The organism is Pseudomonas sp. SP16.1 (genome assembly GCF_052682975.1).
Genome location: NZ_JBQYFZ010000001.1, coordinates 1,501,250 through 1,522,596 on the forward strand (window position 1 = coordinate 1,501,250; position 21,347 = coordinate 1,522,596).

General features: G+C 68.1%; 22 protein-coding genes and 1 pseudogene. 8 read left to right on the forward strand and 15 right to left on the reverse strand.

Annotated elements, in window-relative coordinates:
* Nucleotides 1–328: 328 nt before the first annotated feature.
* Both brnQ and ACUTAF_RS07300 read left to right on the forward strand, forming a co-directional pair.
* Complete coding sequence (gene brnQ / locus ACUTAF_RS07295) at nt 329–1,642, forward strand: branched-chain amino acid transport system II carrier protein (RefSeq protein ID WP_445579344.1); 1,314 nt, start codon at nt 329–331, stop codon at nt 1,640–1,642.
* Nucleotides 1,643–1,757: 115 nt separating this feature from the next.
* Entirely contained in the window at nt 1,758–2,543 is a 786-nt protein-coding gene (locus ACUTAF_RS07300; protein ID WP_445579345.1) for a dienelactone hydrolase family protein, read from the forward strand.
* Between the two features lie 28 nt (nt 2,544–2,571).
* On the opposite strand, the gene queD is transcribed toward ACUTAF_RS07300, so the two are convergent.
* Genes queD through ACUTAF_RS07315 form a run of 3 tightly spaced genes read right to left on the reverse strand, consistent with a single transcriptional unit; the run spans nt 2,572 to nt 4,952 of the window.
* Complete coding sequence (queD, locus tag ACUTAF_RS07305) at nt 2,572–2,928, reverse strand: 6-carboxytetrahydropterin synthase QueD (protein WP_021444059.1); 357 nt, start codon at nt 2,926–2,928, stop codon at nt 2,572–2,574.
* A gap of 54 nt (nt 2,929–2,982) precedes the next feature.
* Nucleotides 2,983–3,825, reverse strand: coding sequence for a hypothetical protein (locus tag ACUTAF_RS07310; RefSeq protein ID WP_445579346.1), 843 nt, complete (start codon nt 3,823–3,825; stop codon nt 2,983–2,985).
* A 47-nt stretch (nt 3,826–3,872) separates the two neighbouring features.
* Nucleotides 3,873–4,952, reverse strand: coding sequence for a patatin-like phospholipase family protein (locus tag ACUTAF_RS07315; RefSeq protein ID WP_445579347.1), 1,080 nt, complete (start codon nt 4,950–4,952; stop codon nt 3,873–3,875).
* Nucleotides 4,953–5,102: 150 nt separating this feature from the next.
* On the opposite strand from ACUTAF_RS07315, the gene ACUTAF_RS07320 reads away from it, so the two are divergent.
* The 4 genes from ACUTAF_RS07320 to ACUTAF_RS07335 are packed head-to-tail and all read left to right on the forward strand — an operon-like array spanning nt 5,103 to nt 7,703.
* Nucleotides 5,103–5,411: a PepSY domain-containing protein gene (locus tag ACUTAF_RS07320; protein ID WP_445579348.1), complete on the forward strand. Its 309-nt coding sequence runs from the start codon at nt 5,103–5,105 to the stop codon at nt 5,409–5,411.
* Entirely contained in the window at nt 5,411–5,725 is a 315-nt protein-coding gene (locus ACUTAF_RS07325) for a PepSY domain-containing protein (RefSeq protein ID WP_445579349.1), read from the forward strand. Before ACUTAF_RS07320 ends, ACUTAF_RS07325 begins: the two co-directional genes overlap by 1 nt.
* Nucleotides 5,725–6,393 (forward strand): response regulator transcription factor, encoded by a 669-nt coding sequence (locus ACUTAF_RS07330; protein ID WP_445579350.1) that lies wholly within the window; start codon nt 5,725–5,727, stop codon nt 6,391–6,393. The genes ACUTAF_RS07325 and ACUTAF_RS07330 overlap by 1 nt, the downstream gene beginning before the upstream one ends.
* Nucleotides 6,390–7,703, forward strand: coding sequence for a sensor histidine kinase (locus ACUTAF_RS07335; RefSeq protein ID WP_445579351.1), 1,314 nt, complete (start codon nt 6,390–6,392; stop codon nt 7,701–7,703). Before ACUTAF_RS07330 ends, ACUTAF_RS07335 begins: the two co-directional genes overlap by 4 nt.
* Before the next feature lie 26 nt (nt 7,704–7,729).
* On the opposite strand, the gene ACUTAF_RS07340 is transcribed toward ACUTAF_RS07335, so the two are convergent.
* The 3 genes and pseudogenes from ACUTAF_RS07340 to ACUTAF_RS07350 all read right to left on the reverse strand — a co-directional run.
* Nucleotides 7,730–8,326 carry an NADPH-dependent FMN reductase gene (locus ACUTAF_RS07340; protein ID WP_445579352.1) on the reverse strand — a complete coding sequence of 199 codons (597 nt, stop codon included), beginning with the start codon at nt 8,324–8,326 and terminating at the stop codon, nt 7,730–7,732.
* A gap of 245 nt (nt 8,327–8,571) precedes the next feature.
* A complete protein-coding gene (locus ACUTAF_RS07345; RefSeq protein ID WP_445582417.1) occupies nt 8,572–9,327 on the reverse strand; it encodes a methyl-accepting chemotaxis protein in 756 nt (251 codons plus the stop codon).
* Between the two features lie 102 nt (nt 9,328–9,429).
* A pseudogene (locus ACUTAF_RS07350) lies at nt 9,430–10,716 on the reverse strand (methyl-accepting chemotaxis protein); the annotation flags it as partial.
* A gap of 206 nt (nt 10,717–10,922) precedes the next feature.
* On the opposite strand from ACUTAF_RS07350, the gene ACUTAF_RS07355 reads away from it, so the two are divergent.
* Nucleotides 10,923–12,242, forward strand: coding sequence for a Na+/H+ antiporter family protein (locus tag ACUTAF_RS07355; RefSeq protein WP_445579353.1), 1,320 nt, complete (start codon nt 10,923–10,925; stop codon nt 12,240–12,242).
* Between the two features lie 242 nt (nt 12,243–12,484).
* On the opposite strand, the gene ACUTAF_RS07360 is transcribed toward ACUTAF_RS07355, so the two are convergent.
* Nucleotides 12,485–14,071: an ABC-F family ATPase gene (locus ACUTAF_RS07360; protein WP_445579354.1), complete on the reverse strand. Its 1,587-nt coding sequence runs from the start codon at nt 14,069–14,071 to the stop codon at nt 12,485–12,487.
* Nucleotides 14,072–14,154: 83 nt separating this feature from the next.
* A complete protein-coding gene (locus ACUTAF_RS07365; protein ID WP_445579355.1) occupies nt 14,155–14,433 on the reverse strand; it encodes a peptidylprolyl isomerase in 279 nt (92 codons plus the stop codon).
* 150 nt (nt 14,434–14,583) lie between these two features.
* Between ACUTAF_RS07365 and ACUTAF_RS07370 the strand changes: the two genes are divergently transcribed.
* On the forward strand, nt 14,584–15,795 hold the full coding sequence (locus tag ACUTAF_RS07370; protein WP_445579356.1) for a PilT/PilU family type 4a pilus ATPase: 1,212 nt from the start codon (nt 14,584–14,586) through the stop codon (nt 15,793–15,795).
* Between the two features lie 21 nt (nt 15,796–15,816).
* Here the strand turns inward: ACUTAF_RS07370 and ACUTAF_RS07375 are convergent, their stop codons facing one another.
* From ACUTAF_RS07375 to ACUTAF_RS07405, 7 genes are all read right to left on the reverse strand, one after another.
* Nucleotides 15,817–16,332, reverse strand: coding sequence for a DoxX family protein (locus ACUTAF_RS07375; protein WP_445579357.1), 516 nt, complete (start codon nt 16,330–16,332; stop codon nt 15,817–15,819).
* Nucleotides 16,329–17,108, reverse strand: coding sequence for an HvfC/BufC N-terminal domain-containing protein (locus ACUTAF_RS07380; RefSeq protein ID WP_445579358.1), 780 nt, complete (start codon nt 17,106–17,108; stop codon nt 16,329–16,331). Before ACUTAF_RS07380 ends, ACUTAF_RS07375 begins: the two co-directional genes overlap by 4 nt.
* Nucleotides 17,105–18,010, reverse strand: coding sequence for an MNIO family bufferin maturase (gene bufB / locus ACUTAF_RS07385; protein WP_445579359.1), 906 nt, complete (start codon nt 18,008–18,010; stop codon nt 17,105–17,107). The genes ACUTAF_RS07380 and bufB overlap by 4 nt, the downstream gene beginning before the upstream one ends.
* Nucleotides 18,011–18,029: 19 nt before the next feature.
* Nucleotides 18,030–18,341, reverse strand: a complete 312-nt coding sequence (locus tag ACUTAF_RS07390) for a BufA1 family periplasmic bufferin-type metallophore (RefSeq protein WP_445579360.1) — start codon at nt 18,339–18,341, stop codon at nt 18,030–18,032.
* Between the two features lie 278 nt (nt 18,342–18,619).
* Nucleotides 18,620–18,808 carry a hypothetical protein gene (locus tag ACUTAF_RS07395; RefSeq protein ID WP_445579361.1) on the reverse strand — a complete coding sequence of 63 codons (189 nt, stop codon included), beginning with the start codon at nt 18,806–18,808 and terminating at the stop codon, nt 18,620–18,622.
* Nucleotides 18,809–18,869: 61 nt separating this feature from the next.
* Nucleotides 18,870–19,763, reverse strand: coding sequence for a ribose-phosphate diphosphokinase (locus ACUTAF_RS07400; protein ID WP_445579362.1), 894 nt, complete (start codon nt 19,761–19,763; stop codon nt 18,870–18,872).
* A complete protein-coding gene (locus ACUTAF_RS07405; protein WP_445579363.1) occupies nt 19,763–21,340 on the reverse strand; it encodes a thymidine phosphorylase family protein in 1,578 nt (525 codons plus the stop codon). The genes ACUTAF_RS07400 and ACUTAF_RS07405 overlap by 1 nt, the downstream gene beginning before the upstream one ends.
* Nucleotides 21,341–21,347 lie beyond the last annotated feature (7 nt).

Here is a 21,347-nt window from a genome sequence, read left to right on the forward strand (position 1 = left end):
ATTCATCGGCGAAGTTCGCGCTGAATCGCGAATAGAGCGGAACGCCGCCCCTTCGCTCCTGTAGGGAGGCAGGCGGGCAGGGCAGTTGCTGCCGGAGCCGCGCGACTGTCGAGCATGCGACAGTCAGTTGCGCCAGTTCGACAGCTCGTCCGCCAACTGTGCTGCTACACGGCAGTTTTCGTTAGTATCGCAACTATCGCGTGTCCGTGGCGCCATAAGCGCCTGGCGACGCCAGCAGTGGTTCGAGCCAAACGCTTGGGCGACGTTTCCCCGATCCCTTACGGAAACCTCCGCAACTCTTCGATTTCTGCTCGTGGTATTTCCCCTTATGACTCGTTTGCAAGGCTCGGACCTTCTGGCCCTCGGCTTCATGACATTTGCGCTGTTTCTCGGCGCCGGCAACATCATCTTTCCGCCCAGCGCGGGTCTGGCGGCAGGCGAGAACCTGCTGCCGGCGGCTCTGGGCTTTCTGCTCACTGGCGTCGGCCTGCCGCTGCTCACCGTGGTCGCCCTGGCCCGCGTCGGCGGCGGCATGGAGCGCCTGACCGCGCCGCTGGGCAAGATCGCCGGGGCGATCCTCGCAGTGGCGGTTTACCTGGCCATCGGCCCGCTGTTCGCCACCCCGCGTACCGCCGTGGTGTCCTTCGAGATGGGAATCGCGCCGTTCACCGGTAACGAGGGCCTGGCGCTGCTGCTCTACACCCTGGCGTACTTCGCCGCGGTACTGTTCCTCTCGCTGAACCCCGGACAGCTGGTCGATCGCATCGGCAAGTTCATCACCCCGGTATTGCTGGCCGCGCTGCTGGTGCTCGGTGGTGCCGCGCTGTTCGCCCCGGCCGGCGGGATCGGCGTGGTCGCCGACAGCTATCGCGAGGCGCCGCTGGTGCAGGGGTTCCTGCAGGGCTACCTGACCATGGATACCCTCGGTGCACTGGTGTTCGGCATCGTCATCGCCAGCGCCATCCGCGACCGCGGCGTGACCGACGCCAGGCTGATCACCCGCTACTCGGTGGTCGCTGGCATCATCGCGGCCATCGGCCTGTCGCTGGTCTATCTGGCGCTGTTCTACCTCGGCGCCACCAGCCAGGGCATCGCCGGCGATGCGCAGAATGGCGTGCAGGTGCTGACCACTTACGTACAGCACACCTTCGGCACCACCGGCAGCCTGCTGCTGGCGGTGGTCATCACCCTGGCCTGCCTGACCACCGCCGTCGGCCTGCTGACGGCCTGCGGCGAGTTCTTCAGCAACCTGCTGCCGGTCTCCTACCGCAGCGTGGTGATCGTCTTCGGCCTGTTCAGCCTGGGTGTGGCCAACCAGGGCCTGACCCAGCTGATCAGCGTGTCGGTGCCGGTGCTGGTGGGGCTCTATCCGCTGGCCATCGTGCTGGTCGCGCTGAGCCTGGCCAATCGCCTGTGGGTTTCCCAATCGCTGGTGTTCGTGCCGGTGATGGCGGTGACCCTGGTCTTCGGTCTGGCCGACGGCATAGCCGCGGCCGGCTGGGGCGAGCGGGTGCCGGCCTGGTTCGCCCAGCTGCCGCTGGCCGACCAGAGCCTGGGCTGGCTGGTGCCGGTGCTGGTGACGATGGCACTGGCGGCGAGCCTCGATCGCGTGCTTGTCCTGCGCCAGACCGCCTCGGCCTGAGGCGTATCGCCGATGCACACAAGGCCGCCCTCGAGGCGGCCTTTTTTCTGCCCGCGGCGGCGAATGCAGCTACCTTTTCTGGGCGATCGATAAGCGATTCCAAGGAGAGTGAGCCATGCGAGTATCCCTGATTCCCCTGTTGCTGGCCGGGTCCTTCGGCTTCGCCGAAGCCGCCGTGGTGGTCAAGCCGGTGCCCTACGAGATCGACGGCGAGGCCTTCGAGGGCATGTTGATCTACGACGATTCGGTGACCGCGCCGCGTCCCGGTCTGGTGATGGTGCCCAACTGGCTGGGCGTCAACCAGGACTCGTCGAAGAAGGCCGCGCGGGCGGCCGGCGACAAGTACGTGATCTTCATGGCCGACATGTACGGCAAGGCCATCCGCCCGAGCAACGCCGAGGAGGCCGGCACCGCGGCCGGTGCGCTGCGCGGCGACCGCGGCCTAATGCGCAAGCGCGCCCAGGCCGCAGTGGAGGTGCTCAAGGCACAGAAATCCACGGTAGCGCTGGACGACTCCAGGCTCGGCGCCATCGGCTTCTGCTTCGGCGGTGGCGCGGTGCTCGAATTGGCGCGCTCAGGCGCGCCGCTCAAGGGCTTCGTGTCCTTCCATGGCAACCTGGATACGCCCAACCCGGCCGACGCGCGGAACATCCAGGCGCCGGTGCTGGTGCTGCACGGTGCGGACGACCCGGCGGTGCCGCAGGCGCAGGTCGACGCCTTCGTCGCCGAGATGAAGGCGGCCAAGAAGGACTGGCAGCTGGTCAGCTATGGTGGCGCGGTGCATTCGTTCACCAACCCGCTGGCCAATGTGCCGGGGCGCAACGAGTACCACCCGCTGGTGGCGGCGCGGGCGTTCCAGGCGATGCACGACCTGTTCGCCGAGGTGTTCGCCGCGCCCTAGGATGCGGCCCGGCCAGCCGCGGTGCCGTTCAGTCGCCGCGGTACTCGCAGCCGCTGGTGCAGGTCTCGTGGATGCGCACGCGCGACAGCTCCGGCAGCAGGGGTTTGACCTGCTGCCAGATCCACTTGGCGAGCACCTCGCTGGTGGGGTTTTCCAGCCCGGGGATGTCGTTCAGGTAGTTGTGGTCGAGCTGTTCGTAGATCGGCTTGAAGATCGCCTTGATCTCGGAGAAGTCGCGGATCCAGCCGGTATAGGGGTCGACTTCGCCTTCGATATGCAGGGCGACGCGGAAGGAGTGGCCATGCAGGCGGCCGCATTTGTGGCCTTCCGGCACGTGGGGTAGGCGGTGGGCCGCCTCGAAGATGAACTCTTTGAACAATTCCACAGTACAGCGCTCGCGTCGGATGGCCCGAGACCGGGCCTTGAGCCGCGCAGTTTATCAGGTCTGCCCGAGCGCGGCGTCGCAGGCCTCGAGCAGCTGCGCGATCTGCCGCGCCAGGTAGCGATGGAAGGCGCGGTCGTGCCAGTAGGCGAAATGGCTCAGCGGCGTGTGGCGCTTGTACCAGGGGCCGACGGGCAGGGCGCGGTCCTCGTGCACCACCGCAGCGTAGGCCGGCACGGCGCGTAGAGGATAGCCGAGCGGATCGGCCGGAGCGTAGACGTTAAGCCAGCGCGCCTCTCGGCGCACGGCCTGGTCCAGGCAGTAGCCGGGAAAGCGAATCGGCTGCACGCGGTCGTAGGCGAAGGTGAACAGCGGGATGTTGCAGCCGAAGGTGGTGATGCCGGCCAAGGTCTCCAGGGCCAGGAAGGGGTCGAGCGGGCAACTGGGCGTGGCGTTGAGTTTCTGCTGGTCCCAGGCGAAGTTGGAGAAGATGTGCCCGCCCAGCGAGTGGGCCAGCACCAGCAGCGGCGTACGCGGGTCGACCTGCGCACGCAAGGCGGCGAGGCCGTGGCGCAGGCACTGATGTACTTCCTGATAGGTGGTGTCGTAGGCCTCGCTGACCTTGCGGTAGCCGGCGGCGTCGCCGAGAAACAGGGTGACCAGGCGGCGCAGCCGACGCCAGCGTACCGGCAGGTGCTCGAGGCGCTCGAGAAAGGCCTGCTCGCGCTTGTCCAGCACGCTGGCCCAATACAGGGTCTGGAACGCGACGTGCCGGGCATCGTCGCCCAGCTGCCTTCGCAGGCCCTGGATCAGTCCCTGGGCGAAGGCATGCTGGCCTTCGTGGTCGAGCCCATCGGGCTGGTTGCCGATACCGTGAATGATCGCCACTGCCAGCTTCATGCATCCTCCCTGATTCGCCGCGCCGGTGTGACGCGCTTGCCGCCTCGCTACAAGGGCTGCAGGCGTTCGGCCAGGCGGCCGCTTTCCGCCAGTTCGAGGAACTCGTCGCCGAGCCGCGCGCTTTCGGCCATTGCCTGGCGCCAGTAGCGCTCGCGGCCGGCGTCGTCGCCCAGGTAGCGCTTGAAGTCGCTACGGTCCGGTAGCTTGCCATGCGGCAGGCGCGCCAGGTAGTCGGGCGATGGGGCGAGCAGCAGTACGTCCTGCAGGCGGGTCGGATCGCCCCGGCGCCAGGGCATGCCCTTGTCGAACCAGCCGGGAATCACCCGGTCGGTGAAATGCGGGTAGAGCACGATGTCCGCGCCGCTGTAGGGCAGGTCGAGGTGGTAGTCGAGCAGACCGCCGTCGCGATAGGCGCCAGGCTCCAGCCCGGGAATCTCGCGGATCGCCTCCATCACCATGGGAATCGAGCCGGACGCCAGCAGGGCGTGGCGCAGGTTTTGCGTGGTGAGGGCATGGAAGTGCGAGCGGAAGTCGCTCAACTGAGCCAGCGGCGGCGCCTGCCGCGCATCGTGCAGGATCACCCGCTCGAAATGCCGGCCCAGGCGCTGGCGGGCCAGCAGGTTGTTGCCGATCACCGACGACAGGCCCAGGCCCAGCTTGCCGCGGTGGTCGTGCTGCAGCAGGCCGTGGCTTCTCACCACCACGACATGCAGGCGATGGTGCGGGTTGGCGATGACCGCACCGTCCTGGTCCTCCAGCAACTCGTGGAGCATGCGCCGGCAGCTGTCCGACACCTCGGCCATGCTCACGCCCTTGGCGAAGCGCTGCGAGGTATAGAGTTCGCCGAGGCGGCGGATGCCGGCTGCCGGGTCCGGCAGGCAGGCGCTGGCGAAGCGCCAGGAGCCGATCGAGGCGCCGATCAGCGCACGTTCGCGCGGCGCGCGCGGCAGCCAGTCGCCGAACAGCGCCAGATCCAGACCCTGTATGCCGATGCCCTTGGGACCGCCGGCGGCGCCGGGCAGGATGCCGACGTCCGCCGGGTTCAGGCCATGCTGGCGAATCCGCGCCAGGGCCCGGCGCCCGGCCTTGAGGGTCAGGGCAGGGGACTTGATATGGATCGCGCTCATGTTCCTCTCCTTCACGCAAGCTGGCGATTATAGAGGCGCCGCGGAGCAGGCCAAGCGACTTCAGCGGCTGAATGATGCGCCCCGGATTCAGCTTGGGTTAAGTGCCCGGCTCTAGAGTGGCAGGCAGCTAAACATTCCCCGGAGGACATCATGCATCCATCGTTCGGCCTGCTCGGTGCCGCCGCACTTGCCAGCGCCAGCCTGCTTGCCCATGCTCGCGACCTGGGGCCGCAGGAGCTGTTGCGCCTGCGTGAGGCTGGCCTGATCCAGCCGCTCGAGCGGCTCGACCAGGCCGCGCTGGCCTTGCATCCGGGCTCGCGCATCGAAGAAACCGAGCTGGAAGAGGAATACGGCCGCTACATTTATCAGGTCGAGCTGCGCGACCCTGCCGGCGTGCGCTGGGACCTGGAGCTGGACGCCAGCAGCGGCGAAACCCTGAAGAACTACCAGGACGACTGATGATCCGCCATAACGCCACTGCCCTGTCCCTGTTGCTGGCCTGCGCCCTGGTCGCCGGCCCGCTGCCGGCCCGCGATCTCGATCAGGACGAGGCGTTGCGCCTGCGTCGCGAGGGCGTGATCATGCCCTTCGAGCAGCTGATGCAGCGCCTGGAACGGCACTATCCCGGCGCCACGCTGCTGGAGGCCGAGCTGGAGGAAGAGGACGGCGTACTGGTCTACGAGGTGGAAATTCTCACCACCACCGGCGTGGTACGCGAACTGGAACTAGACGCCCGCGACGGGCGCATCCTGAAGGACGAGGAAGACGACTGATGCGCCTGTTGCTGGTGGAGGACCACGTTCCCCTGGCCGACGAGCTGATGGCCGGTCTGAGCCGCCAGGGCTACGCGGTGGACTGGCTGGCCGACGGCCGCGACGCCGTGCACCAGGGCGCCAGTGAGCCCTACGACCTGATCGTGCTCGACCTCGGCCTGCCCGGCCTGCCTGGCCTCGAGGTGCTGCAGCAATGGCGTGCCGCTGGCCTGACCACCCCGGTGCTGGTGCTGACGGCGCGCGGCTCCTGGGCCGAGCGCATCGAAGGGCTCAAGGCCGGCGCCGACGACTACCTGACCAAGCCCTTTCATCCCGAAGAGCTGGCGTTGCGCATCCAGGCGCTGCTGCGCCGTGCCCACGGCCTGGCCAACCAGCCGCAGCTGGAGGCCGCCGGCCTGCGACTGGACGAGAGCCGCCAGTGCGTGACGGCGGGCGGCGCGGCCGTCGACCTGACCGCCGCCGAGTTCCGCCTGCTGCGTTATTTCATGCTGAACCCAGGGCAGATCCTGTCCAAGAACCGCCTGGCCGATCATCTCTACGACGGCGAGACCGAGCGCGACTCCAACGTCATCGAGGTGCTGGTCAATCGCCTGCGCGGCAAGCTGGGGCGCGGTGTGATCGAGACGCGCCGCGGCCAGGGCTACAGGTTCGGCGGGGAGGGCGGGTGAGGTCGATCCAGCGCCGGCTCAGCCTCGGCTTGGCCGGCGCCCTGCTGCTGGTCGGGCTGATCCTCGCACAAGCCAGCCTCTGGGCCTTCGACCGCGGTCTGCGCAGCTACCTGCAGGAGGACCTGCGCGACGAGGCGCAGGGCCTGCTCGCTGCCCTGGTGCGTGGCCCGGCCGGCCTGCAACTGGACGAGCGACGCCTCGATCCCTCCTTCCAGCGGCAGTTCTCTGGCCACTATTTCCGTATCGATTTCGAGGACCGCAGCTGGCGCTCGCGTTCGCTGTGGGACCGCGAACTGCTCCGCCCGGATGGGCCGGGGATGCAGGCCGAGCTGGGCGACGGACCGCACGGCCAACGCCTGCTGGTGTACCGCGCCGACTACCGCCGCTATGGCGAGAACCTGTCGATCAGCGTCGCCCAGGACTATGCACCGGTGCTGCGCAGCTTCCGGCGCATGCAGTGGCTGGGACTGGGCATGGGCGGTGCGGCGCTGCTGCTGATCCTCATCGCCCAGCGTTATACCGTACGCCGCGCCTTGCGCCCGCTGGAGCGGGTACGCCAGCAGATCGCCCAGCTGCAGCAGGGCCAGCGCAGCGAACTGGACACCGAGGTGCCGGAGGAGCTGGAGCCGCTGGTGGCGCAGACCAACCGCCTGCTGGCGCATACCGAGGACACCCTCAAGCGCTCGCGCAATGCCCTGGGCAACCTCGGGCACGCGTTGAAGACGCCATTGGCTGTGCTGACCAGTCTGGCCGGGCGCGACGAGCTGGCGGCGCACCCGGCGCTACGTGCCAGTCTGCGCGAGCAACTGGCGCAGATCGAGCAGCGCCTGAGCCGCGAACTCGGCCGCGCGCGCCTGGCCGGCGAGGCGCTGCCGGGGGCGCGTTTCGACTGCGCGCAGGAGCTGCCCGGGCTGTTCGCCACCCTGGCGATGATCCACGACCGCGGCCTGAGCCTGGACTGGCAGGCGCCGCCCGGGCTGATGCTGCCCTGGGATCGCGAGGATCTGCTGGAGCTGCTCGGCAACCTGCTGGACAACGCCTGCAAATGGGCCGAACGACGGGTACGGCTGTCGATCGAAGAGGGCGCCGAGGGCTATCGTTTGTGCGTCGACGACGACGGTCCCGGCATCGACGCCGAACGCCGCGAGGCGGTGCTCGGCCGCGGCACCCGCCTGGACGAGCAGGTGGCCGGGCACGGCCTGGGGCTTGGCATAGTGCGTGACATAGTCGAGGCCTGGAGCGGCCGTATCGAACTGCAGGACAGCCCGCTGGGCGGGCTGCGGGTCGCAGTCCGTCTCCCGCGGCGCTGAGGGCCGCGGGTAAACGGGGGGCGGCGCTACATGCCGTTGGCGAAGGCCGGGTTGTCGAAGCCGATGGCCGTGCGCACCGGCTGCAGGGCGCGGGCGTAGCGCACCAGCACGTCGAGGGCGTAGTCGATGCGCGCGCGGATGCGCTGATCGGCTTCGTCCACCGCCTGCGGGCCGTTCAGCACCTTCTCCACCTGGCGCACGATCAGGTGCTCCGGCAGGTAGCACAGGCGGCAGTTCTTGTAGCTGGAGGCGCGCAGTTCGCTGATCGGATAGGCGCCTCCGATGCCGGAGGACACCCCGACCAGCAGGCCCGGCTTGTGCGCCAGCTCGGCCTTGCTGGCGTAGATGAAGAAGTTCTTGATCGCCGGGCAGGCCATGCCGTTCCACTCCGGGGCGATGATCACCACCGCGTCGGCGGCGGCCAGTTGCTGGCGGTACAGCTCCCAGGGGCCGCTGTCCTCGGCGGGCCACAGCGGCAGCGGGGCCAGGCCCAGGTCGACGATGTTGCACAGCTCGGGCGTGGTCTGCTCCAGTTCGATCAGGCGCTGGCGCAGTGCCCGCGCCACCTTGCCGGACTGGCTGTTGTTGCGACCAGAACCGGCGACCAAGGCGATATTCAGCATAGTGATTCCCTAATCAGAAATAAGGCCCTGCGCCGATGCATCCCCTGGCGGGCGGCATGGCGCAGAAGGATGCGCAGGCTAGGCCAAGGCCGCCCCGTATCGCAAGGGCGCAGCTAGGAAGGATGACGCTCTTTTCATCCACCGCTTACCCTTCGCTCGGTCCTGGTGGATGGGTAGAGCGTCATCCACCCTACGCAGCGGCGCAGACCCTGGGTCGCGGCCGCCGCAAGGACGGCCGCTTCGCATCAGACGCGGAACTGGTCCATCAGGCCCTGCTGGTGGTTGGCCAGGCGGTTGAGGTTCTGGCTGACCTGCGCCGATTCCTCGGCCTGGCTGCTGATGGCTTCGGTGACGTCGCGGATCGAGGCAACGTTGCGGTTGATCTCCTCGGCCACCGAGCTCTGTTCCTCGGCGGCGCTGGCGATCTGCAGGTTCATGTCGGTGATCAGGCTGACCGCCTGGCCGATGCGCTGCAGCGCCGCCACCGCCTGCTGCACCTGCTCGACGCTGCCCTGGGCCTGGCGATGGCTGCTGTGCATGCTGCTGACCACTTCGCGGGTGCCGCTCTGCAGCCCCTCGATCACCTGGCGAATTTCCTCTACCGAGTCCTGGGTGCGCTTGGCCAGGTTGCGTACCTCGTCGGCGACCACGGCGAAACCGCGCCCGGCCTCGCCGGCGCGGGCGGCCTCGATGGCGGCGTTGAGCGCCAGCAGGTTGGTCTGCTCGGCGATGGCGCGGATCACCTCGAGCACCGAGCCGATCTGCTCGCTGCTGCTGGCCAGGCCCTCGACCTCCTGCATGGCCAGGTTCATCTCGCTGGCCAGCAGCTCGATGCTGCTGGTGGTCTGGCCGATCACCTGCAGGCCCTCGCGGCTGGCCTGGTCGGCGTTGCGCGCCGCCTCGGCGGCCTGGGCGGCGTTGTGCGCGACGTCCTGGGCGGTGGCGCTCATCTCCTGGAAGGCGGTGGCCACCTGATCCACCTCACGATATTGCTGCTGCATGCCGGCGCTGGTCTGGCTGGCGATGGCGGCGGACTGGTCGGCGGTGCCACGGGCGTCGAGCACGCTGCTTTTGACGTCGGCGATGATCGGCTGCAGCTTGTCGAGGAAGCGGTTGAACCAGCCGGTCAGCTCGCCCAGCTCGTCCTGCCGGGAATATTGCAGGCGGCGGGTGAGGTCGCCCTCGCCGCTGGCGATGTCCTTGAGCATGGCGGCTACGCCGATGATCGGCCGGGTCACGCCACGTGCGGTCAGCCACATCAGCAGCAGCCCGGCGAGCACCGCCAGCAGGCCGAGCAGCAGGGCCGCCAGGCTGTCGCCGGCACGGCGCTGGTCGAGTTGGTTGCCGAGCTCGATGGCTCGGTCCAGCAGCACCGGCTGCGGCACCTCCAGCAGCACGCTCCAGGGCTGGGCCTCGGGGATCGGCTTGAACGGACTGAGCACCCGCATCATCTCGCCGTGATCCAGTTCCGCGGCGCTGCCGGCCTCGATCAGGCCACGCAGTTCGCCGGCATGTTCGCCGTAGGCGTTGTCCACCGGCTGGCTGAGCAGCGCGCGGTCGCGGCTGTGGCCAGCGAGCAGGGCGGTGGGGCTGAAGATGCTGATATGGCCCTGGCCGTCGTAGAGCTGGCGATTGGCCTCCAGGCTGAGCTGCTGCAGGCTGGCCAGGCTGATGTCGACGCCCATCACGCCGATCACCTTGCCGTCCAGCTCCAGCGGGAAGGCGATGCTGGTCATCAGAATCTTCTGGCCGCCGACTTCGTCGTAGTAGGGCTCCAGCACGCAGGCCTGGCGGCTGTCGCGCGGGCAGGTGTACCAGGCGTTGTAGGGCACGCCGTTGGCGCCGGGGGTGGTGTCGCCGAGCAGCTCCTCGGTCATCGACTCGGATTCCAGCTGACCGGGGGTGGGTTGCGCCCAGTACAGCGAGAAGCGCCCGGCATCATTGCTGCCCAGCTCGGCCTGGTCGGCGAACAGTTCGTCCTTGCCATCCAGCGCGTCGGGCTCGAACACCAGGTATAGGCCGAGCAGCGCCGGGTTGGCCTCCAGGCTGGTACGCACCTGGCGGGTCAGGTCCTCGCGCAGGTCGAAGGCATCGAGAAAGCGTTTCTCCGCCTGCTCGCGCAGGAACAGGATCTGCCGCGAGAAACCCTTGCCGTACTGATAGGCGTCCATGAAGTAGCGCTGGATGCGGATCGCCTGCAGTTCACCGCGCGCCTGCAGGCGCAGCCTGGCGCTTTCCTCCAGCATGCCGTACGAGGCCTCGCGCACCAGGCTGGCGCTGCGGCTGGACTGGTACTGCGAGGCGCCCACCAGCAGGGTGACGATGGCGAGTAGGCAAAGACCGGCGAGCAGAGTGATCTTCCACTGGATCGAAAGACGGCTGAACAGCATGGGGCGTTCCTTTCTTCGATGGACTACAGCTGGTTATCGGTGCGCCGGTGGCGTTCTTGATCGGCGTGCATGCGGGGTCGGGATTATGCACGCTTTGCTCGAAATTCTGAACGTTTGCATTTTTGACAGCTGTGGTCGCATGCGGCAGAGTACGCGGCTTTTTTGGCCCGGCGCCCGTGCCGGGCTTTGTGCAGGTGGAGCGGTTTATGAACGCAGTAATAGCGGCGGTCGGCATCATGCTGATCCTCAGCCTGGGCCGGGTGCACGTGGTGGTGGCGCTGATCGTCGGCGCGCTGGTCGGCGGCCTGCTCGGCGGCCTGGGTGTGGAGGGCACGCTGAGTGCCTTCAACCAGGGCCTCGGCGGCGGCGCCACGGTGGCGCTGTCCTATGCGCTGCTCGGTGCCTTCGCCGTGGCCATCGCCAAGTCCGGGCTGGCTCATGCCCTGGCGGACAAGGCGCTGGCGCTGATCGGCCAGCAGGACGCGGCCGGCGGCGGGCTGCTCAAGTGGCTGCTGATCGCTGTGCTGCTGGTGGTGGCGATCGCCTCGCAGAACGTCCTGCCGATCCATATCGCCTTCATTCCGCTGCTGGTGCCGCCGCTGCTCTACGTGCTGAGCAAGCTGCAACTCGACCGCCGCCTGATCGCCTGCGTGCTGACCTTCGGCCTGATCACCCCCTACATGTTCCTGCCGGTGGGCTTCGGCGGCATCTTCCTCAACGACATCCTGCTGGCCAACGTGGCCAAGTCCGGGGTGGACACCAGCGGGGTGAGCATCACCCGGGCCATGGCCATCCCGGCGCTGGGCATGCTGTGCGGCCTGCTGGTGGCGGTGTTGTTCAGCTACCGCGGCAAGCGCGTCTACGACCTGGCGAAGATCGAGCAGGCCGAGCGCGTGGATGCGCAGTACAACCCGCTGAGCCTGCTGGTGGCCGGCGTGGCGATCGCCGCCGCGTTCGTCGTGCAGCTGTGGCTGGACTCGATGATCATCGGCGCCCTGGCCGGCTTCGTGATCTTCTCGGTGTCCGGCGTGGTGCGCTGGAAGGAGGCCGACGGGCTGTTCACCGAGGGCATGAAGATGATGGCGATGATCGGTTTCATCATGATCGCCGCCGCCGGTTTCGCCGAGGTGATGAAGGCCACCGGCGAGGTCAGGACCCTGGTCGACGGCGCCGCCGCGCTGATCGGCCACGACAAGGCGGTCGGCGCGCTGCTGATGCTGCTGGTCGGCCTGCTGGTGACCATGGGCATCGGCTCGTCGTTCTCCACCATCCCGATCATCGCGGCGATCTTCGTGCCGCTGGGCGTGCAGCTGGGCTTCAGCCCGCTGGCCATCGTCTGCATCGTCGGCACCGCCGGCGCCCTCGGCGATGCCGGCTCGCCGGCGTCCGACTCGACCCTCGGGCCGACCGCCGGGCTTAACGTCGACGGCCAGCACAACCATATCTGGGACAGCGTGGTGCCCACCTTCCTGCACTACAACCTGCCGCTGCTGGCATTCGGCTGGGCCGCCGCCATGCTGCTGTGACGGGGCAGGGTGCCTGAGGTCGACGCCGCTGTGGGGCTGCCGCTGCATCGGCAGCCCCGTTTGCGTTCGGCGCTGTTTATGTCTTCCGCCAGTTCCGAGTGCATGCCGCGGTGCGTGGCCGGGCAGCCTGTCGACCGGCGCTTTACCATGCTCTGCACGGGTGTAGTCTGGAAAATAAAAAAGCCCCGCATCGAAGGATGCGGGGCTTGGTTCGTCCGGCTCGCGGGCGAGCGCAGGGGGCGTTATACGATCACGCCCTGGCTGCGCAGGTAGTCGTCGTAGTTGCCGGAAAAATCGCTCACGCCACTTTCCGACAGCTCGATGATGCGCGTGGCCAGCGAGGAGACGAACTCGCGGTCGTGGCTGACGAACAGCAGGGTGCCCGGGTAGTTTTCCAGCGCCAGGTTGAGCGCCTCGATGGACTCCATGTCGAGGTGGTTGGTCGGCTCGTCCATCACCAGCACGTTGGGCTTCTGGCAGGCCAGCTTGCCGAACAGCATGCGCCCCTGCTCGCCACCGGACAGCACCTTGACCGACTTCTGGATCTCGTCGGAGGAAAACAGCATGCGCCCCAGCGCGGCGCGGATGTTCTGCTCGCCCTGGGTCCACTGGCCCATCCAGTCGAACAGGGTCTCGTCGGCCTCGAAGTCGTGGGCGTGGTCCTGGGCGTAGTAGCCGACCTCGGCGCTGTCGGTCCATTTCACCGCGCCGCGGTCGGGCGCCAGTTCGCCGACCAGGGTGCGCAGCAGGGTGGTCTTGCCGATGCCGTTGGGGCCGATGATGGCGACCCGCTCGCCGGCCTCGATCTGCAGGCTCAGGCCGTTGAACAGCTGCGTGCCGTCGAAGCCCTTGCTGACGTTCTCCAGGGTCACGGCCTGGCGGTGCAGTTTCTTGTTCTGCTCGAAGCGGATGAAGGGGCTGACGCGGCTGGACGGCTTGACCTCGGCCAGCTGGATCTTGTCGATCTGCTTGGCGCGCGAGGTGGCCTGCTTGGCCTTGGAGGCGTTGGCCGAGAAGCGGCTGACGAAGGTCTGCAGCTCGGCGATCTGCGCCTTCTTCTTGGCGTTGTCGGCCAGCAACTGCTCGCGCGCCTGGGTCGCGGCGGTCATGTACTCGTCGTAGTTGCCGGGGAACAGGCGCAGCTCGCCGTAGTCCAGGTCCGCCATATGGGTGCAGACCGAGTTGAGGAAGTGGCGGTCGTGGGAAATGATGATCATGGTGCTGTTGCGCTGCACCAGCACGTTTTCCAGCCAGCGGATGGTATTGATGTCCAGGTGGTTGGTCGGCTCGTCGAGCAGCAGCACTTCCGGGTCGGAGAACAGCGCCTGGGCCAGCAGTACGCGCAGCTTCCAGCCCGGCGCCACTTCGCTCATCGGGCCGAAGTGCCGCTCCAGCGGGATGCCCAGGCCGAGCAGCAGCTCGCCGGCGCGCGATTCGGCGGTGTAACCGTCCATCTCGGCGAATTCGCCCTCGAGCTCGGCCACCTTCATGCCGTCTTCCTCGCTCATCTCGGGCAGCGAGTAGATGCGGTCGCGCTCGGCCTTGACCTGCCACAGGCGCTCATGACCCATGATCACGGTGTCGATGACGGTGAATTGCTCGTAGGCGAACTGGTCCTGGCGCAGCTTGCCGAGGCGCACGTTGGGCTCGAGCATCACCTGGCCGGCGGAAGGCTCCAGATCGCCGCCGAGGATCTTCATGAACGTCGACTTGCCGCAGCCGTTGGCGCCGATCAGGCCGTAGCGGTTGCCGTTGCCGAACTTGACGGAAACGTTCTCGAACAGCGGCTTGGCGCCGAACTGCATGGTGATATTGGCGGTGGAGATCAAGGCTTTGTCCTGCGAGGCGGGCGCACGATGCGCAAAAGGGCGCGATTCTAGCGCTTTTGCCGGGCTTTTGCAGGCCGACCCGATCAGTCGCGATAGAACACCTGGATCAGGTGATAGCCGAACTGGGTCTTCACCGGGCCATGGGTTTCGCGCAGCGGCTTCTTGAAGATCACCTGATCCACCGCACGCACCATCTGTCCCGGGCGCACCTCGCCGAGGTCGCCGCCTTTCTTGCCGGACGGGCAGGTCGAATACTTGCGCGCCAGCACATCGAAGGCTTCGCCGGCGGCGAGGCGTTTCTTCAGCGCCAGCGCTTCGGCTTCGGTCTTGACCAGGATGTGGCGGGCCATTGCCTTTGCCATGACGGGTTCCTCAATTTTGCCGGGCTGATATTGTGCCAGCATTGCCGGCGCCAGCAGAATGGCGCCAATTTCAAGGTCTGTTCAGCCGAGCCCTGCGCCGGTGAATCCTGGCCTATGGTATTTCAATCCTGACTCCCGGAAACCCCCGCCATGGACCTTCAAGCAATGCTCAAAATCCTGTCCACGCAGGATGGTTCCGATCTCTACCTGTCCACCGGGGCGCCGCCCTGCGCCAAGTTCAACGGCGTGCTCAAGGCGCTCAGCCAGGAGCCGATGAAGTCCGGCGACGTGGCAGCCATCGCCGAGTCGATCATGGACAGCGCCCAGCGCGAGGAATTCGAGCGCGAGCTGGAGATGAACCTGGCCATCTCCCTGGCCGGCGTTGGCCGTTTCCGCATCAATATCTTCAAGCAGCGCAACGAGGTGTCGATCGTCGCGCGCAACATCAAGCTGGACATCCCCCGTTTCGAGGACCTCAAGCTGCCCGAGGTGCTGCTCAGCACGGTGATGGAAAAGCGCGGCCTGGTGCTGTTCGTCGGCGGCACCGGGTCGGGCAAGTCGACCTCGCTGGCGGCGCTGATCGACTACCGCAACCGCAACAGCGGCGGGCACATCATCACCATCGAGGACCCGGTCGAGTACGTGCACCGGCACAAGAAGTCGATCATCAACCAGCGTGAGGTGGGGGTGGACACCCGCAGCTTCCACGCCGCGCTGAAGAACACCCTGCGCCAGGCGCCGGACGTGATCCTGATCGGCGAGATCCGCGACCGCGAGACCATGGAGCACGCGCTGGCCTTCGCCGACACCGGCCACCTGGCGATCTCCACCCTGCACGCGAACAACGCCAACCAGGCGCTGGACCGCATCATCAACTTCTTCCCCGAGGAGCGCCGCCCGCAGCTGCTCAACGATCTGGGCAACAACCTCAAGGCGTTCGTTTCCCAGCGCCTGGTCAAGACGGCCGACGGCAAGCGCCGCGCGGCGGTGGAGGTGATGCTGGGCACGCCGACGGTGCGCGAACTGATCAAGCGCAACGAGTTCTCCGAGCTCAAGGAGATCATGGAGAAATCGAAGAACCTCGGCATGCAGACCTTCGATCAGGCGCTGATCGACCTGGTCCATGAAGGCGCGATCGACGAGGAGGAGGCGGTGAAGAACGCCGATTCGGCGAACAACGTACGCCTGAAGCTCAAGCTGCATCGCGAGAATCCGGCCAATGCCGGACGCTCAGCCGCCACGGCCGGGCCGGCGTCCCCTGCGGGAAAGACCGCCGCTGCCGGCGACTGGGGCCTGGAACTCAAGCTGGAGGACCTCGAGGAGGAGCAAGCGCCCGAGGAGCCGGGGCGCAGCGGCATCTGAGCCCCAAGCCGCGCCGGCTCGTTAGGCGGCGCGGTAGTGCCTGGCGATCAGCCGGTCGAGGGCGATGGCGCCGGGACCGCGGCTGACCAACAGCAGCAGGACGGCCGCCCAGATGCCGTGGGTCGGGTAGGCGTCCGGATAGACGAACAGCTGGATCACCAGGGTCATGCCCAGCAGGGCCAGGGCCGAGAAGCGCGTGGCCAGGCCGAGCAGGATCAGCACGGGGAACAGGTGCTCGGCGAATGCCGCAGCGTAGGCGGCCAGCTCGGGCGGCAGCAGCGGCACCCGGTATTCCTCGGCGAACAGCGGGATGGCCGAGGAGGAGAGCTTCGGCCAGCCCAGCTCGACGCTGCCGGCGACGATATCGATGGCCAGCCCTTCGATCTTGGTCTGCCCGGATTTCCAGAACACCGCGGCGATCGCGAAGCGGCCGAGCAGGGCGACCAGGCTGTAGGGGATCCGCTGGCACAGGTCGATGCCGTGCAGCACCAGGCGAATGGGCCAGGCTGCGGGTGCGAGTCGTGTCGAGTCGTTCATATGCGGTGCCTGTCGGTGGCGTAGTGATAGTCGCCGATCACGCCGGTGCGGATCAGCTGTGCCAGGGGGACGCTGAGGTCGAAGGCCGGGTCCTCGTCCAGCGCCCGCTCGGCGGCGCGGCCCAGCGGCATGCCCACCTGCAGACCCTGGATGAAGGTCGCGTCGCCGGCGCGCAGGCCGATCACCTCGACTTCCAGGCCATGGCGCAGGACCAGCGCCGACTCCGCGCCGTAGGGACCGACCCGCGTGATATCGAGCAGGCCCTGGTGGGCTGCCCAGAGCGATACCACAGCGAAGCGCGAGGCGAGCACCGCGACCGAGGCGTGCAGCTGGAACACCAGGCTCGCCAACCGGTCCGGCTCGGCCAGGGCGCCGGCGAGGGCGGCGGCGTCCAGCGCCGGGCTGTCCGCGGCATGGTAGGCGCGGCTGCGCAGGCGTTCGAGACGGGCGACGTCGGCCAGGTACGGCAGACCGCCGGCAGGCTCGAAGCCCTCGACGAAGGCCGGGAAGTCCGCGCCGTAATCGAGCATCACCGCCGAACGCGGCGGCGATTGGCGCACGAAGACCTGGGCCATGGCCCGGAAGAACGCCTCGCCCACCAGCTGCTGGACCACCGGGAAGCCGTCCGCCAGCGCGTCGACCAGCGAGCCGATCAGGTTGTTGCGATAGACCGCGAAGCGCCGGCTCGGCTGCGCCTCGTTCCAGCTGGTCAACTGCGCCGGGCAGGGCTGCGCGGGATCGAGCAGCGCCGCGACGAATTGCGCTTGGTCGTTCATCGCGGCACCCGCTGCGTTTGCCCAGGTTGCCGTTCGAGCAGCCGTTCGGCCTGCCGGGCCTCCTGCAGCAGCAGCGCGAGCGGCGGCACGTCGTGGTCGCGTTCGAGCAGGGTGGGCACCGCGCCGATCAGCTCCAGCACCTGGGCGTAGAGCTGCCACACCGCGGCGTCCACGGCGGCGCCATGGTTGTCGATCAGCAGGCGCGCGCCAGTGTCGTCGCGGTCCTCGGCGAACCCGGCCAGATGCACCTCGGCCACCGCAGCCAGCGGCAGGGCTCGGATATAGGCGTAGGCGTCACGCCGATGGTTGACGCTGGAGACATAGGCGTTGTTGACGTCGAGCAGCAGGCCGCAACCGCTGCGGCGGACCACCTCGCCGATAAAGCTCGCTTCGTCCATGGTCGAGCGGGAGAACTCGACGTAGGTCGCCGGATTTTCCAGCAGCATGGGCCGGCGCAGGCGTGTCTGCACCCGGTCGATATGTTCGCAGACACGCGCCAGGGTGGTGTCGTCGTAGGCCAGCGGCAGCAGGTCGTTGAGAAACAGGCCGCCGTGGCTGGACCAGGCCAGGTGCTCGGAGAAGGATGCCGGCTGGTAGCGTTCGATCAGGTCCGCCAGGCGATCGAGGTGCTGCTCGTCGAGCGGATGCTCCGCGCCGATGGACAGGCCCACGCCGTGAAGGGAGAGCGGGTAGTTTTCGCCGATCCGCTGCAGGTAGTGATGGAACGGGCCGCCGGCGCCCATGTAGTTTTCCGCGTGGACCTCGAAGAAGCCGATATCGGGCCGGCTCTCGAGGATCTCCCGGTAATGCTGCGACTTGAGCCCGATGCCCGCTCGCACGGGCAGCGGGAAACGGTTCGCGGGAGCGCTGGCGTGCTCGTCGAGGCGGGTCAGAATGGTCATCGTCAGCGCTCCCGGGCCATCAGCCCTGGGCTTTTTCCTTGAAGGCCTCGAGTTGGCCGAAGCCGCTGGGCGAGGTCGGCGAGGCGGTCTTCTCGCAGGTGCCGGCCGGTACGTATTTCCAGGCGTTGCCCTGGTAGTCGATCTTCGCGGTGCCGGCGCAGGTGGTGCCCGGGCCGGCCGCGCAATCGTTCTTGCCTTTCATGGCCACGCCGAAGCACTTCTCGTTGTCGGCCGCCTGGGCGGTCAGCGGCGCAGCGGAAATGGCCAGGGCAGCGCCCAGGGCGAGGGCGAGGCTGGCAGCGCTGACCGCGTGGGAAGTAGTGGATTTCATCGTTGGTATCTCCGTCAGGGTATTTGCAGGGTGTTTTCCTTGCGCAACCGCCTGTGCGATTGCCAAGCAGCACGAGTGTCGGCGAGGCGGTTCAGCCCGCGTCCATCCGAGCACGATCGGTGCGGGTCCACCGGGCGAGTAGCGGGCTCGGTGCACTCGTATCACTAGAGAGGGGGGGGCGACGGATTGTTACAGGGCGGGATAAAAACATCTGTATCAGCGCTCCGCATGGCCCACTGCGGATGGGCCGAAAGTCGTTGCGATGCTCGGTCGCGTGCCTAGGGATCGACTAGTTCGGGCAGGTAGCGGGCCGGGGTGGCCAGGGTCACGTCGCCGAGCATGGCATGGCCGCCCTCGACGTCGACGCGGGTCAGGGGCGGTGCCGCCGGTATATAAAGGCCCACGAACTGTTCGGCCGGGCTGGCGCCGGCCAGGCAGAGCAGGGCTACGCAGCAGGGCAGTGGCACGGCGGGTTTCCGCTGCTACGGGCGTGCATCGGTATAGGCTGCAGCGCCGCTGTCGCCACCTTCAGGTGCGCAGCAGTGGCCGTAGCGCCGCCGCCAGCTCGCCGGCCATGGCCACTGCATTGCTCGGGTGGGCGATGCAGTCGCTGCTCCATACCTGGCCTACGCCGCTGGCGTGCAGCAGCGCCAGGGCGTCATCGGCGAACAGCGCGTGGGTCACCGCGACATCCACCGAGGCGGCGCCGGCCGCCAGCAGCAGGCGGGTGGCCTGGGCCAGGGTGTGGCCCGAGCTGACCACGTCGTCCAGCAGCACCACCGCACGGTCGGCTACCTCCAGCGCCGGCAGGCTGATCGCCACCTGGCGGTCGCCGTGGCGTACCTTGCGGCATACGCCGTGTTCGAAGCCCTGTCCGGCGGCCGCGGCCGCCACCCACTGGGCGGCTTCCTCGTCCGGGCCGAGCAGCAGCGCCTGCGGGCGCTCGCGGGTGATCAGCCGGGCCAGCGCCGGCGCCCCGGAGAGGCTGACTGCCTCGGTCAGCGGCACGGCCTGTTGCAGCCGCTCGATGCGGTGCAGGTGCGGATCGACGGTGATCAGCGCGTCCACCAGCTCGGCGAGGAAACGGCCGACCACCTGCTGGCTGACCACCTCGCCGGGGCGGAAGGCGATGTCCTGGCGCATGTAGGCGAGGTAGGGGCTGACCAGGATCAGCCGCTGCGCGCCCAGGCGGCGGGCCTCGCCGCACACCAGCAGCAGTTCCACCAGCTTCTCGTTGGGCCGGTCCAGGCCGCGGTAGAGCACCAGTTGCGGCGGCAGGCGGCCGTCGCGGGGCAGGCGCAGGCGCAGTTCCTGGTCGGGAAAGCGGTGCCGCTCCACCGCTGCGGCCGGCAGGCCGCAGGCCGCGGCCAGGCGCAGGGCGGCAGCCTGTTCGTCGTCGAAATACAGCAGCAGACTGTCCATCAGAACTCCACGAAGACGTTGGGCACCTGGTCCGGTCGGCCCAGGCTGAAGCCGCTGGCACGTTCGCTGGCCTGGCGGGCGAAGCTCAGGTCCGCGGGGTAGCCGGCGTGCACGCGGTACAGGCTGTCGCCGGCGCGCACCGGCTCGCCGAGCTTGCGCAGTAGGTCGACGCCGGCGCCCGCTACCTTGGGCGCGCCGGCCAGGCGGGCAATGCGCGCCAGTTGCAGGTTGTCGATGCCGGTGACCACCGCATCGCGCTCGGCCGGCACTTCGAAGGTCAGCGCCGCCAGCGGCGGGTTGTGGTGGTCGAAGGGGTGGCCGCCCTGGGCCCTGATGATCGCCTGCATCTTCTCCAGGGCGCGGCCGGAGTCGAGGATGTCGCGGGCGATGGCATAGCCGTCGCCGCCGCGCACGTCGGGGTCGAACTCGAGCATGCGCCCGGCCAGGCGCAGGGCCTTCTGGCGCAGGTCGTGGGGGGCATCCGGATCGTTCTGCAGCACGCGCATCACGTCGCGCGCCTCCAGCACCGGGCCGATGCCGTTGCCCACCGGCTGGCGGCCGTCGCTGATGACCACGTCTAGGGTCAGGCGCAGGCGCGTGGCGACGGACTCGAACAGCCGGCGCAGGCGCTGCGCCTCGCCCATCGAGCGGACCTTGGCGCTGGGGCCGAGGGGGATGTCGAGCAGCAGGTGGGTGGAGCCGGCGGCGATCTTCTTCGACAGGATGGAGGCCACCATCTGCCCCGGCGAGTCGATCGACAGCGGACGCTCCACCGAGATCAGCACGTCGTCGGCCGGCGACAGGTCGCTGGAACCGCCCCAGGCCAGGCAGCCGCGCTCGGCGCGCACGATCTGCGCCAAACGCTCGAACGGCAGCTCGACATTGGCCAGCACCGCCATGGTATCGGCGGTGCCGGACGGCGAGGTGATCGCCCGCGAGCTGGTCTTCGGGCAGAGCATGCCGTGGGCGGCCACTATGGGCACCACCAGCATGGAGGTGCGGTTGCCGGGAATGCCGCCGATGCAGTGCTTGTCCACCACCAGCGGCTCGTGCCAGTCCAGGCGGCGTCCTACACGCCCCATGGCGTCGCTGAGGAAGTACACCTCTTCACGGTCAAGCTCGCCCTGGTTGCAGGCGACGACGAAGGCGGTCAGCTCGATCTTCGAGTAACGGTGCTCGGCGATGTCGCGCACTATGGCCTGGAAATCGTCGCGGGTCAGGCGCTCGCCGGCGATCTTGCGGTGCAGCGCGGGGATCGAGGCGGCCGGCTCGGCCTGGGCGATGGCGGCCGCATCGCCGGCGGCCGCGCCGAGCTGGGCGAAGGCGTCCTCGGACAAGCCCAGCTCGTCGCAGGCGACGATCGCCGGGTCGTCCACCAGATTGACGCTGGCGAGGATGCGCCGGCCATTGACGCGGACCTCCACCTTGGCCAGGGCTTGGAAACCCTCGGCACGGCAGGCGGCGCAGTCGCGGTGCAGGTAGGCGACGTTCTCGCGGTAGGTGTCGATGGCCACCCGGCGTAACTTGAGGCGCACCGGAGCCTTGTCGGCGGGCGTGGCGGGCGGGGCTTTGCTCATGGCCGGG